This window comes from Brevibacterium aurantiacum (assembly GCF_900169065.1).
Lineage (GTDB): Bacteria > Actinomycetota > Actinomycetes > Actinomycetales > Brevibacteriaceae > Brevibacterium > Brevibacterium aurantiacum.
On the sequence record NZ_FXZB01000030.1, the window covers coordinates 1 to 12,087 of the forward strand.

The following is a 12,087-nucleotide window of genomic DNA, read 5'->3' on the forward strand; positions in this document are numbered from 1 at the left end:
GTTTGAGGGCAGAAGTGGTTCGATCTTCTCCCACTGCTCATCAGTGAAGACTCGGTGTCGTTGCTGTGTAGTCACGTCTCCACCGTGCCAGTCCTGGAATGGTCAATAAAGGAGACACGCCCTAGAACCAGAGTCGTGTCGGGTCTGTGATTCAAGAGCGGCGATCCCACCGGTCTTGTAGTGCTGGTGCCAGCGTTGCAGGGTGCGCAAGCCGAGACCGGTGTCTTGGGCCAGAGTTGTCAGAGCGATGTCGTCTTCAACGTGGAGCCGAAGGATGCGCCACTTCTCCGGCCCGTCCATCTCACACCGGCTCCGCCAGTGTGTCGTGAGTGCCGGCGGCCTGACGGTGTCGATACAAAGTCGCTCTTGACCAGCCCACCAAGCGTGCCGCGTCTTCAGCAGTGCGTCCTTTGGCGCGGGCGTCTTCAGCGATAGAGAGCTTCTGGGCGATCTCGTCCGGGTCTACCGGCGGCCGCCCGAACTTGGTGCCGTTCTGCTTAGCTGCGGCAATGCCTGCATTGACGCGTTCAGTGATGAGTTCACGCTCATACTCGGCCAGGGTAGCGAGCATTCCCAACATCATCCGACCCGATGAAGTCTCAGGGTCGATGTTGTCCGAAACGGAACGGACCTTCACTCCCTGGTCTCGGAGATGGTTCACGGTTGCCAGAACGTCCAGGAGTGAGCGGCCGAGCCGGTCGATGCGCCACACGACGACAGTGTCGCCGTCTTCGGCATAGTCGAGCAGCCGCCTCATTCCAGGTCGCTGTTTCGCCGTCTTACTCCCAGAGGTCACATCTGAGAACACATCTCGTTTCTGGACTCCCGCACCGACGAGTGCATCGAGTTGGAGCTGCGCATCTTGGCCAGCAGTACTGACCCGCGTGTATCCCAGAAGCCTCATGTCTTAAGAATGCCTCATAAATCCCAAGAAGTCACGACTCTAAGACACTCTGCGTCAAGACGAGTTAGCAAGACAGATCGCACCCCGTGAGTACGCGACTGAGCTGAAGTCTGTGAGTTGCAGAGGTAGATGGCGGTCCTTTTACAGACCAAAATGGCAGCTCTGTTGGCCAAGTCCCTCCGCTGCGTATCGAGACTACCTAGTGCGGTGACGCCTCGATGCGTTGAGGGTCAAACGAGAGTGGTCCAGTAGTCCCAGAAGCGGTTGGCGATCAGAACGATGATGAGGAGGAACCAGCCAGTCAGGATCGCTCCCCGGTATTCATTGACCAGAGTGATCCACTTTTGTCCCTTGCTCAAGGATCTGAGGTTTCGGGTAGTGGCGTACCAAAAGATGGGGATCGTCACTGCCCACACTGCCATGCAGTAAGGACACAGTGCCCCGATGACGTACAGACTCTGATAAATCAACCAATGCACGAATACGACCGCGAACGTTACACCGATCTGAATGGTGCCCCAATACCAGGCTGTGTATCGCCCTCCAGCGAGAAGACCTGTGCCGATAGCTGCGACGATGGCGAAACCTGCGACGCCGATGATCGGGTTCGGGACACCAAAAGCGGCGGCTTGCGGAGTCCCCATTACCGACCCGCAGGAAAGGATCGGGTTGACGTTGCAGCTGGGGATGTAATCCGGATTGGCTGCTAGTGTCATCTTCTCCACCAGCAAGACCACAGCCGCTATCAACCCGATGAGCCCGCCGACGACGAACAATGCTCCCAGGCCACGAGACGACTTAAACGCGGTTTCTTGTGTCTCCCTGTTGTTGCCAGTCTCAGTCTTCGAGGGCAGCATCGAAGGCTTCCTTTAGGTCAGTGACGCTTTCGGGTTGGAGCTTCTCACCGTCGAGGAAGAACGTTGGAGTGCCGGTGACCCCGAGGGCCTGCCCGTCCTTCTGACCCTGCTCAACGCGCTCGAGTGTAGCCGGATCATCATAGGCTGCGGTGAACTGCTCCATGTTCAGGCCGAGTTCCTTAGCATAGCCGGAGAACTTTTCGCGCTGTGATGTCTCTTGGTGGCCCCATTCGTCTACCGTTTCGAACAAGCGTTGATACATGGCCTCGAACTCGCCCTGCTCGGCGGCCGCCTCGGCGGCCAGGGCAGCGTTGACGGAGTTGTTGTGCAAGGGCATGTGCCGCACGACGAAAGTGACACGGTCCCCGTATTCCTTTCGCAGATCCTCGATGACCGGATAAAGCGACAGGCAACCTTCGCACTCGAAATCTAGGAATTCCACGAACACTGCTTCGCTACCCTTAGACAGGCGGGGGCTATCGTCGCGGACCAGCAAGTCGGCGGTGTCTGCACTGGTGGGAGCAGTTTCCGGTTTGGGTTCGTTGCTGTCGTTATTGAACACCAGCAAGCCGACGAGGACGAGAGCGGCGACGCCGATCATTGCTAGGGAGATTTTCACGCTGCGGCTCAATAGTCGCTCGCTTTCACTGGGGCAGTCGAGGACGGAGTGCTTCCGTCCCGGGCATCGGACGGGTAGATACGGCGTTTCGAACGGGCGGTCCTGACGCCATTGAGGATCACGACCACCTCCGCAACCTCATGCACCAGCACGACAGCCGCGAGGCCGAGGACACCGAACAGGGCCAACGGAAAGAGCACCACAATGATTGCTAAAGCCAAGACGACGTTGGCAGTCATGATCCCTCGGCCCTTCTTGGCATGTGCAAGAGCATCGGGGATCAAGCGCAGATCGGTGCCGGTGAATGCGACATCGGCTGATTCCACTGCAGCTGCCGATCCGCTCACGCCCATTGCGACGCCAACGGTCGCCGAGGCCAAGGCGGGGGCGTCGTTGATGCCGTCCCCGATCATCACCGTCGGTACCTGAGCGGTGGAAGCGCGGATACGCTCGGCCTTGTGCTCAGGCAATTGCTCGGCATGGATCTCATCGATGCCGGCCTGAGCAGCTATCGCCTCGGCAGTACGGGCGTTATCACCGGTGAGCATCACTGTCGAGATACCCTGATCGTGCAATGCCGCAATCGCTTCAGTCGCCTCAGGGCGCAACTCATCTCTAATACCGATGATTCCACCGATCTGATCATCGACTTCGACGACGATAATGCTCATGCCCTGATCGGCTAGCTCGGCAGCCTGTGTGGTCAATCCGTGAGGGGTAATCCACCGAGGGCTGCCGACGCGCACCCTACGGCCTTCCACTGTTCCAGAGAGACCGTGTCCAGGAAGTTCTTGGACCTCAACGGCTTCCAGTCGGGTTGGTGTGGCGGCGCTGATAGCCTGCGCCAACGGGTGGGTACTCGTCGCTTCCAGTGCTGCGGCGAGATCGAGAACCTCTGCCTCCGTGTGGTCGTTACTGATGTGGGTGGCCACGACACGAGGCTCGTTGCGAGTGAGAGTGCCGGTCTTGTCGAACGCGACCCGGCGAATGGTGCCAAGCTCTTCGAACGCGGCACCAGACTTGATGACGACACCCAACTTACTCGCCGACCCGATCGCGGAGATCACCGTGACCGGCACCGCAATCGCCAACGCACACGGTGATGCTGCCACCAGAACCACGAGAGCGCGTTCGATCCAGGTACTCGGGTCGCCGACGACGAACCCAAATGCGGCAATCAGCACAGCGGCAATCAGGACGAGCGGCACCAAGGGCCGAGCGATACGATCAGCCATGCGGGCACGCTCACCTTTGTTTGCGTGTGCCTGCTCGACCAGATGCACGATCTTCGTCAACGAGTTATCACGCCCGTCTGCACTGGCCTCGATGCTGAGAGTTCCCGTGCCATTGACTGACCCGGCCAGGATTTTGTCTCCAGGGGCGACCTCGATCGGGATCGATTCTCCCGTGATCGCCGAGGTATCCACCCACGATCGACCAGAGGTCACAACTCCATCAGTGGCGACTCGCTCTCCAGCTCCGACGACTAGAACGTCGAGCTCGCGGACGTCTGCGGCCGGGATCGTCTCTTCGCCAGTCAATCGGGAGATGCGGGCAGTGTCGGGGATGAGTGAGAGCAAGGCACGCAGCCCCTGCTGTGCCCGGTCCATTGCCCGGTCTTCCAGCGCCTCGGCAACAGAGAACAAAAACGCCAACGCTGCTGCCTCTCCGATGTGGCCGAGCGCGACAGCACCGATCGCGGCAATCGTCATCAACAGCCCCACACCCAAGCGCCCGCGACCGGTGGCTGTGAACAAACGCTTCAGCGTGCCGGGCACGAATGTCCACGCGCCGGCTGCTAAGCCAAGTGCGAACACGACCAGTGCCGGAATCTCCAGACCGATCCATTGCAGAATCAGGCCAGTGGCCCACAGAAGCCCGGAGGCGACCGGCAGCGCCAGGGAGCGATCGCGCCACCACGGGGGCACCTCCTCGTGCTCAGCGACCGCGTCGGCGTCGACAGGGTCTGGGGCTGCGTCATCGGGTCCGCAGCATTCGCGGCTCACTGCAGGGCCTTCGTTACGGGGTCCTGGGGCGTGCAACACCCGGGGACGGAGCATGTCGGATTGATGCAGGGTGCGTGTTCGTCGACGGCCAGCGTCACATCCACCAGCGCCATCAGCGCGGCAGCAAGGTGGGGATCTGCGATCTCATACCGGGTCTGTCGCCCCTCTGGTTCAGCCACGACGATCCCGCAACCGCGCAGGCAGGCCAAATGATTCGACACATTCGTCCGCGACAACCCCAGATCACGTGCCAATTGCGCGGGATAGCCAGGCCGATCCAGCAGGGACAGCAAGATCCGTGACCGTGTCCCATCTGCCATGGCCCGACCCAAGCGGTTCATCACATTCACACGAGAAGCTATAGTCAGCATACAATGACTATACATCAATGACTGACCCTTCAGCGGAGGATGTTGCCGTCAATCTCGCCCATGTGAGCGACGGCGGAAGTAGCGGGAACCATGTTTCTACATAACGTAGAATAACGTCTAATAACTGTTACCTCAAGGAGGCCCCAGTGCGAGACGCGTATGCACAGCGATTCCGAATTTATGCCTTCTCCCGGTTGGCTTATGGGAGCGCTGTTCTAGCGGTCATGCTGGCCGCGATCACCGGATGCGCACCCTCCGACAAGAACGCTGGGGACTCTTCGGGATCAAATGATCAGGGGTATGTGTCAGGCACGGGGGTGATCACCCAGATTCCCGAAGCGGAACGCTCAACTCCTGTGCAGTTGGCTGGAAAAACGACGGACGGGGATGCCTTCGACTTGCAAGAATGGCAGGGCAGTCCAGTGGTATTGAACTTGTGGTACGCAGCGTGCCCACCGTGTCGAGAAGAGGCACCAGACCTTCAGGAAAGCTACGAATCGTTCCGCGAGGAGGGAGTGACCTTCCTAGGCATCAATGTCCGAGATGAAGCCCCCGCGGCCAACGCATTTGCTCGACAATTCGGCATCACTTATCCTTCCATGCTCGACAAGGAAGGTCAGGCAGTTGCGGCGTTGAGCGGTCTTCTTCCACCTCAGGCCGTACCGTCGACGGTGGTTCTCGATTCCAAAGGTCGTCCTGCTGCTCGTGTCGTCGGGATCGTCGATCGCTCGACTCTCGACGGCCTTATTTCCGATGTAATCACCAAGGACACGTGATCGCTGTGGCAACGATCGGTGAACAGTTCTCACAGATAGCAAGCTCGGGCCCGATGCTGCTGGCGATCCCGATTGCCGTGGTTGCCGGGATCATCTCGTTCCTGTCGCCATGCGTGTTACCACTGGTGCCTGGCTATCTTGGCTATGTCACTGGACTTGCTGGTAAGTCACTCGAAGATCAGAAGACATTCCGCGTGGTCATTGGTGTGTTTTTGTTCATGCTTGGCTTTTCAGCTGTCTTCGTCTCAATTGGACTCGTCTTTTCTCTCACGGGGATACTTCTCAGCGCCTGGGCGGACGTGATCAATCGCATCATGGGTGCGATCGTCATCGTGGCAGGGATCATTTTCATGGGCGGGTTGAGTCTCCTCCAGCGGGAGTGGCGTATCAAGAGCCGCCCTCAGGCGGGACTGTGGGGAGCACCGCTTCTCGGCGGAACGTTCGCGTTCAGCTGGGCCCCGTGCATGGGGCCGACATTAGCGGCAGTACTTGCCTTGACGACCAGTTTCGGGCCGACAGGATCCGGTGCCTTACTTCGCGGAACCATATTGACTCTCAGCTATTGCCTGGGTCTTGGCATTCCCTTCCTGCTTGTCTCTTTGCTACTCATCAGAGGCGGCGGTCGCATGAGGTGGGTCAAAGATCACCACGTCGCGATTACCCGTGCCGGAGGGGCCGTTCTCATCGGAATCGGAATACTGCTGATCACTGGAGTCTGGACTCAATGGGTCAACGGACTGCAGGGACTTATTGGTGGATTTTCCACCGTGGTCTGAAACGACCATTCACGTCTGAAGGGAAATGAATAGGCAGCACAGATGCGTCTCGCTCAACCATCGGTTGTTCGCATTCATCGGCTGTGTCAGGCGGTACCGTGTGTGGCAACGACGGCGTTTGCCATGAGGGCCACACACTCGACTATTTCTTCAGGAAAGTACTTCCCTTTCGTCACCGTACACCGTTCCATCTAATCAGCGGGAGACATCGGGTAAGGACCGATTGGTGTCTGTCGCATCGCTGGAAGTTGGGCGGGATTTGTACGAAAGGAACGTGGCGAGCACTCCTGCCAGAGGGGCAACCCCGATCAGGAGAACTGACGTGCCTGCATTTTGCTGGTCGACGGCGATTGACGGCCCCCATGTTCGGTCGAGGCTGCTGAACCAGTCCACCTCGAGGACCGGACTCACACCGAATGCGAGCATATTGGCCCAGAGCAGGAGGATACCACCGACTCCAGCAATGGTAAGGATCTGCCGGCGACGAGTTCGCGACTTCGATTGAGTGCAGATGACCGTGGTCATGAACCAGAATCCGATGATCAGGAAGTACAGATTGGTTACTTGGTGGGCGATCCAGAAATCTAATGCCAGTCGCAACAACGGAGTGTAGTAAAACAATGCGAACGAAAGGATTAAGACTGTACCGCTGAGCAGCGGATCCCTGACCACGGTGCTGACTGTCGGGTTGCTTGCCTCGATCCATTCCCGCGGTCCTCGGCTGCCGTCGGTACGCCGGGGCACGCTCAGGCGCAACAAGTCCAGGGGTGCTCCGATCGCCAGGAGAAGTGGAATGAGGACTGCGATGGCCAGGAGCATGACGGTGTGGGCGCTGATGAGGACCATGCCGTAGATCGTCGGGGCACCACACGTGACATAAACAAGCAGGACAATGCCGGTGAACCAGCTGACGGTGCGTTTCCGTGGCCATTTGTCTCCAGTCATGCGAGCCTTGCGCACTCCGAGGAGATAGACGGCGGCAGCAGTGAGGATGAACGCTAACCAGAGCCAGTCCCACCGCCATTCGCTGAGCCACCGGTACCAGGTCAGGGCCGGTGGCATGGGATAGTCGGTGAGGACTTCGGCGGGGGTGATCGCTGGCTCGAGTTCAAGCGGGACAGGAGGGGCTGTTCGTCCCAGTGCCGCGGTGACGCCGATGACTGCGCCCATGATAAGGACTTCGGCAATGACCAATCGCCAGGCAAGTAGTGTGCCGGATCTGCTTCGGACTTGGGTCATGGCCCATTGGCGATGGGCGAATCCGATGGCTCCGAGCAGCAGGGTTGCCGAGAACTTGATGAGGATCAGCTGACCGTAGCGGCTCAGCAGCCCGTCCCATTCGCCGAGGCGGAGGGCAGCGTTGATCACACCGGAGCTAAGGACGAGGAAGAACGCCACGCCGGCCAGTGCAGAGAAGCGGGCGATCACCGATTTTGTCACGAGCGTGGTACTCGTTGAGGCCAGCACGGGGATGGTCACGGCAAGTGCTGCAACGCCACCAACCCAGACAAGGACTCCGAGCCAGTGCACAGCCAGCGCACCGACACCGGCGTAATGGTCGTCGCTGCCTGCAGCATGACCGATGAGTGAAATGGGGACGATGGCAGTCAGCGCGAGCAGGGCTGTGCATGCCAGGCCGGTGGTGGAACGAAAGAAGAAGGCTAAGTTGCAAACGAGGAAGGCAATGACGGTGATTGCACCCCAGGCTTGACCGACGATGAGGTCAGTGAGGAAGTAGGTCAGCTGACTTAAGAAGGCCGCACTACCCGACACTGGCTGGCCCACGAGATTGGCATAGGTCAGCACCGTCACCACCACCACTGAACCCAGCCACACGAACGATGCGGCGACGGCAACGGTCCGCACGCGAGTGAATGCCGGATGGGCAGCCGAATCCTCTTCTGCCGTGTCAGTGTCTTTGGACGGAACGAGTGTTGCCGCGAAGATCAGGCAGCCAACGACCACCCCCAACACCAGATGGTGCACGGTCAAGGCGATCGGTAGCGCCCAACGCACAAATGCCCCGGGGTCCAACGCCTCACGTTCTGCTGCCGCACCGGAGAAGGCCGCACTTGCTATGACAGCAGCGATGGCAACAGCCAGAGTAGCCAGAAGCCACACTATGGATTGCCAGCGCCCGCTCATGGCCCGACGACCGGGAGTAGCACTATTCATCAGTGTGGCCTCGCCGCTCAAAGTGCTGTTTCATGTTTCATTGCCTTTTATGCTTCTGTTGCAGGACGAGCGTGACGATAACGAGCACCGCTGCGACAAAGAGAAGGATCCAAACGACGATGAAGCTCGCGGGGAACTTCAGGTCCTCTTCGTCAGTAGCCTGCGCGGTTTCCGTTTGCGAGGGTTCTGGGGCCGCGGAGTCGTTCTCTGTCTGTTTGGGGCTAGGGGCCGAGGAATCGCGGGCACCGTTCGTCGCGGTGAAGGAGAACGTGCCGTCGATCGGATGAGAATCGGACGAGACCACTCGCCAGGTCACTGTGTATTCTCCGGCAGGCGCCCCGGACTTGATGGGTTGAACAGCGGCGTCGCCATCGATTTCGACATCTCCTTTGGACCAGTTCGTGCCTGAAGAGTCGGTGATTTGGATCTTCGACCCCATCGACAGTGGTGTATCACTAAACGAAATTTCGATGGCCTCGGGGGCGGTACTGAGTTTCTGCCCATTTTCGGGGTTTGTCCCGGTCACGGCTTCGTGTGCCGAGGCTGGTGCGACAGGCAGCAGGAAAGCTACCAACACCAGTGCGAGAACGGTTAACATCCGGTTCGTGGGTCGCGGGATCACTGTGAGCGCCAATTTCTACCTCCTGTAGACAACGGGATTAGAGTACCAGTGCTGGGTCTGGGGCCATCCGTGACTACTCCTCTTAAGTGCCAGTGCACGGCTTTCGATCGCCTCTGTGGGTGGCCAGGAGTGTCACGTTGTGTCCGTACTGTCGAACAGCGGCAAGAAAGGCATGAGCCACCACCGACCAGGGCCACAGATTCACTAGTTCGCCACGTTCACCCGCGTGAGACCGAGGTCAGACACTACGGCGTGGCAGGAGACCGGTCGGTTCTTTACAGCGACACAAAGGGCTATAGTCAGCATTCACTGACTATACAGTGCATGCTGACTGTGCGAAGGATGCAGGAATGCGTTGACTGGGAAATAGAACTGAGCTGTACCAAGTTTTACTCATTATGGGAGTGCGTTTGGGTGTTCAGATCGTGACCTCACCGCGGTTTAGTGCCTTGAGGTACTCGTTGTAGGCATCAAGGTCTTTGTCTCCGTGAAGTGCGACTTCGCGATCACGGACTGCATTGTTCTTCGATTCCTGACGAGACCAAGTAATGAGTACGACGAGGAGAATCGCTACCGCTGGCCCCTCGCCGTAGGCCCAAGCAATACCGCCCGCAAGCTTCTGGTCCTCCATTACGTCTATGCCCCAGCTTGCTGGCATCTGGGTGAATCGGTCGACTAAAGGCAGGGTTGCCATCATGACAATTACACCGAAGAACGCGTGAAGGCCGGCTTCGAGAAAAGAATGAAAAATCCGTACAACGTGAGACTCGGGCACAGGAAGCGGGTCTGCCGGAATGAGCGTCGCATTGAAGATGATTCCAGTGAAGAGGAAGACGAGTTCAAGGCCGATATGGCCACCAATGCCTGAGCTCAGCACGAAATTCGCAGCATTCGAGAGGTAGAGGCCATAGAAGAGGACGAGGAATAGAGGAATCGAGAACAGTGGATGGACAACGACCTTGCCCACCCACGAGCGTAGACCGAAGATTGCGAGTTTGAGGACGATTCGCCCGGGTAGATTCCGCGGTGACGAACGTAGAAGAAGGGTCCCTGGGGCACCAAGGAGTAGAAGAGGTGGTACAGCCATCATGAGCGTCATCTGTTGGAACATGAAGACTGAGAACATTACTTGCCCGTATCCTTCGATGGCCAGCCCCATGACTGCAGCTAGCAGCAGGCAACCGAGGAGGAACAACACTCCCCGCCAGACCGGCCAGCGACGTCCCCGGATTGCGAGTCGAATCCACCCGATGATGTAGAACAGGGCGAGAATCCCGGCGAGGACGGGAATGACCGGGATTGGTTGTAATTCGAAGCCAAGGAAGGTCTCAATCGAGGGGGCTTTGGTGGGAACCCAGGTGAAATCTGCCATTGAATGTCCTTCCTCGGCGTCTTAGAAATGGACGCGCTTCTCACCAAAGACTACGCGCCGACCCTACGCAGTCGAGAACAAGATCTGCTGGCTGACAGTCGGTCACTCGTCAGGACTTTTGTCGATGCTAAATGGGGGTCGTTGGTGTGTGCTGTGTGACGATACGCGGAATCACTTTGACGTAGACAACCATTCCGACAAGCTCCACTAGTGTCTGAGTGACCACTACGAGGGCCACCAAAGTGAACGGCTCCGGTAGCGCCAATGCTAGCGGCAGCACGACCAGTGAGTTGCGGGTGGCACCACTGAAAACAGCCGCCCGCGTACTTCCGGTATCAAGCCTGAAGATCCTTGAGGTGGCTAGGCCTACCGGGACCATGACGATTAAGAATGCTACGTAGATCGGTACGACGGTCCATAGTGAGGCGACCTCTTCTCCCACGCCGACGATTTGGGACCCGACAACGATGGCGAGGGTACTCATCATCAAGGGCACCATTAAACTCTCCATCGTGGCCATAACGGCCCTACCAACCCTGTTCCTTGCGGCCAGTTTCTGTGTCATGGCTGCCATGGCAAGTGGAATAATGATCAGAATAACCAGCGCTTCAACGAACGGTTTCGGGTCGACGGCTGAGACAACCTCGGGTCCGATGAAGATCAGCAGGTAGGCCGGGAGTGCCACCATCTGGGCCAGCATCAAGATCGGAGCTGTTGCGAGCAGGCGATCGCTCGATGCCCCCGCCAGGCCGGAGAATACAATCACGTAGTCGATGCAGGGAGTCAGTAACACTAGGAGTACTCCCACAAGGAGTGCTTGGTCGCCCGCGATGAAGCGTGAAAGGCCGAAGACGATGAGTGGAACGAAAACGAAGTTTAAGGTGACCGTCGCTCCTATGAACCGTAAGTCGCGCACGGCTCTGGCTATGTCAACCAGAAGTGGCCCCAGTATGACGGTTTCATTTGGCCCCACCCGCGACTCGCCCTGGCGATGTAAAAACTTCGGGCTTGACCTCAGACTTGACCTCAACTTAGGTTGAGGTAGTTGGGTTGTCTTGGTAATGAGTTCGCTCGAAAGGAACCTGACAATGACCCCCTCGCCTAAAGCGGCTCATCGTAAACGAGAGTGTAAGACGGGTCTGAATCCAACCGATTTGAGCAGACACTTGGCGATGTAATGGGTGAGGTTGCGGAACCCCCGGTTAGATCCGTTCAGATGCTCAAGCCTGCCGTTGATCGATTCCGTCGGCGGGTTCGACGTTCCGGCGCAGTAGGCCAAAGCATCGGCCGCTCGCCGCCACAACGTGCGTCCCAAGCGTTTTAACTCCACCAATCCAGCTGGAAGCTCCGATGATTGCTGCATCCAGAAGTCTCCTGCCTTCGTGGCGGTCGGTACTCCGGCGGGCGATCACGTTGTCTTGGTACACGCTCCAGGTGACGTTGACTTCGGCAGGGGGCTTCGGATCGGCGAAAAGATCGAAAATTCGCTCAAACTGACGCTTGGCGAGCAGACTGCCGCAGGTAAGCAGGATCCTGTGCGGCGGCACAACGCATCGGACCATCATGCTGAAGATCACAGTTAGATCACATTGCCACTCAATCCGCCGAT

Annotated in this window: 12 protein-coding genes and 1 pseudogene; 2 read left to right on the forward strand and 11 right to left on the reverse strand. The window is 58.3% G+C overall.

The genetic code is table 11. The features are described 5' to 3' along the window. Positions 1-102: 102 nt before the first annotated feature. From BAUR9175_RS19985 to cmtR, 6 genes are all read right to left on the reverse strand, one after another. Positions 103-300 carry a helix-turn-helix domain-containing protein gene (locus tag BAUR9175_RS19985; protein ID WP_069599208.1) on the reverse strand — a complete coding sequence of 66 codons (198 nt, stop codon included), beginning with the start codon at positions 298-300 and terminating at the stop codon, positions 103-105. 1 nt (position 301) lies between these two features. Next, positions 302-904: a recombinase family protein gene (locus BAUR9175_RS16780; protein ID WP_069599207.1), complete on the reverse strand. Its 603-nt coding sequence runs from the start codon at positions 902-904 to the stop codon at positions 302-304. A 230-nt stretch (positions 905-1,134) separates the two neighbouring features. After that, positions 1,135-1,761: a vitamin K epoxide reductase family protein gene (locus tag BAUR9175_RS16785; protein WP_025777896.1), complete on the reverse strand. Its 627-nt coding sequence runs from the start codon at positions 1,759-1,761 to the stop codon at positions 1,135-1,137. Next, positions 1,742-2,362, reverse strand: a complete 621-nt coding sequence (locus BAUR9175_RS16790) for a DsbA family protein (protein WP_101584614.1) — start codon at positions 2,360-2,362, stop codon at positions 1,742-1,744. Before BAUR9175_RS16790 ends, BAUR9175_RS16785 begins: the two co-directional genes overlap by 20 nt. 26 nt (positions 2,363-2,388) lie before the next feature. After that, entirely contained in the window at positions 2,389-4,386 is a 1,998-nt protein-coding gene (locus tag BAUR9175_RS16795; protein ID WP_009884427.1) for a heavy metal translocating P-type ATPase, read from the reverse strand. Then, complete coding sequence (gene cmtR / locus BAUR9175_RS16800) at positions 4,383-4,757, reverse strand: Cd(II)/Pb(II)-sensing metalloregulatory transcriptional regulator CmtR (RefSeq protein ID WP_009884428.1); 375 nt, start codon at positions 4,755-4,757, stop codon at positions 4,383-4,385. Before cmtR ends, BAUR9175_RS16795 begins: the two co-directional genes overlap by 4 nt. Before the next feature lie 146 nt (positions 4,758-4,903). Here cmtR and BAUR9175_RS16805 point away from each other — a divergent pair, with 146 nt between their 5' ends. Together BAUR9175_RS16805 and BAUR9175_RS16810 are read left to right on the forward strand one after the other, a co-directional pair. After that, on the forward strand, positions 4,904-5,533 hold the full coding sequence (locus BAUR9175_RS16805; RefSeq protein ID WP_009884429.1) for a TlpA family protein disulfide reductase: 630 nt from the start codon (positions 4,904-4,906) through the stop codon (positions 5,531-5,533). Continuing rightward, entirely contained in the window at positions 5,530-6,309 is a 780-nt protein-coding gene (locus BAUR9175_RS16810; protein ID WP_101584616.1) for a cytochrome c biogenesis CcdA family protein, read from the forward strand. The genes BAUR9175_RS16805 and BAUR9175_RS16810 overlap by 4 nt, the downstream gene beginning before the upstream one ends. A gap of 195 nt (positions 6,310-6,504) precedes the next feature. On the opposite strand, the gene BAUR9175_RS16815 is transcribed toward BAUR9175_RS16810, so the two are convergent. The 5 genes and pseudogenes from BAUR9175_RS16815 to BAUR9175_RS16835 form a co-directional block, all read right to left on the reverse strand. After that, a complete protein-coding gene (locus BAUR9175_RS16815; RefSeq protein WP_101584617.1) occupies positions 6,505-8,430 on the reverse strand; it encodes a bifunctional copper resistance protein CopD/cytochrome c oxidase assembly protein in 1,926 nt (641 codons plus the stop codon). A 91-nt stretch (positions 8,431-8,521) separates the two neighbouring features. Further along, complete coding sequence (locus BAUR9175_RS16820) at positions 8,522-9,118, reverse strand: copper resistance CopC family protein (RefSeq protein ID WP_101584619.1); 597 nt, start codon at positions 9,116-9,118, stop codon at positions 8,522-8,524. Between the two features lie 406 nt (positions 9,119-9,524). Continuing rightward, positions 9,525-10,478, reverse strand: a complete 954-nt coding sequence (locus tag BAUR9175_RS16825; RefSeq protein WP_101584622.1) for a cytochrome c oxidase assembly protein — start codon at positions 10,476-10,478, stop codon at positions 9,525-9,527. Positions 10,479-10,605: 127 nt separating this feature from the next. Next, a complete protein-coding gene (locus tag BAUR9175_RS16830; protein WP_241211298.1) occupies positions 10,606-11,451 on the reverse strand; it encodes an arsenic resistance protein in 846 nt (281 codons plus the stop codon). Between the two features lie 138 nt (positions 11,452-11,589). After that, positions 11,590-12,013: pseudogene (locus BAUR9175_RS16835) on the reverse strand (transposase); the annotation flags it as partial. Positions 12,014-12,087: the final 74 nt, after the last annotated feature.

Bases quoted from the DNA above. Each gene is read 5' to 3' on its own strand.
- BAUR9175_RS16780 (WP_069599207.1), bottom strand. From the start codon at position 904: ATGAGGCTTCTGGGATACACGCGGGTCAGTACTGCTGGCCAAGATGCG.
- BAUR9175_RS16790 (WP_101584614.1), bottom strand. From the start codon at position 2,362: ATGATCGGCGTCGCCGCTCTCGTCCTCGTCGGCTTGCTGGTGTTCAAT.
- BAUR9175_RS16825 (WP_101584622.1), bottom strand. From the start codon at position 10,478: ATGGCAGATTTCACCTGGGTTCCCACCAAAGCCCCCTCGATTGAGACC.
- BAUR9175_RS16785 (WP_025777896.1), bottom strand. From the start codon at position 1,761: ATGCTGCCCTCGAAGACTGAGACTGGCAACAACAGGGAGACACAAGAA.
- cmtR (WP_009884428.1), bottom strand. From the start codon at position 4,757: ATGCTGACTATAGCTTCTCGTGTGAATGTGATGAACCGCTTGGGTCGG.
- BAUR9175_RS19985 (WP_069599208.1), bottom strand. From the start codon at position 300: ATGGACGGGCCGGAGAAGTGGCGCATCCTTCGGCTCCACGTTGAAGAC.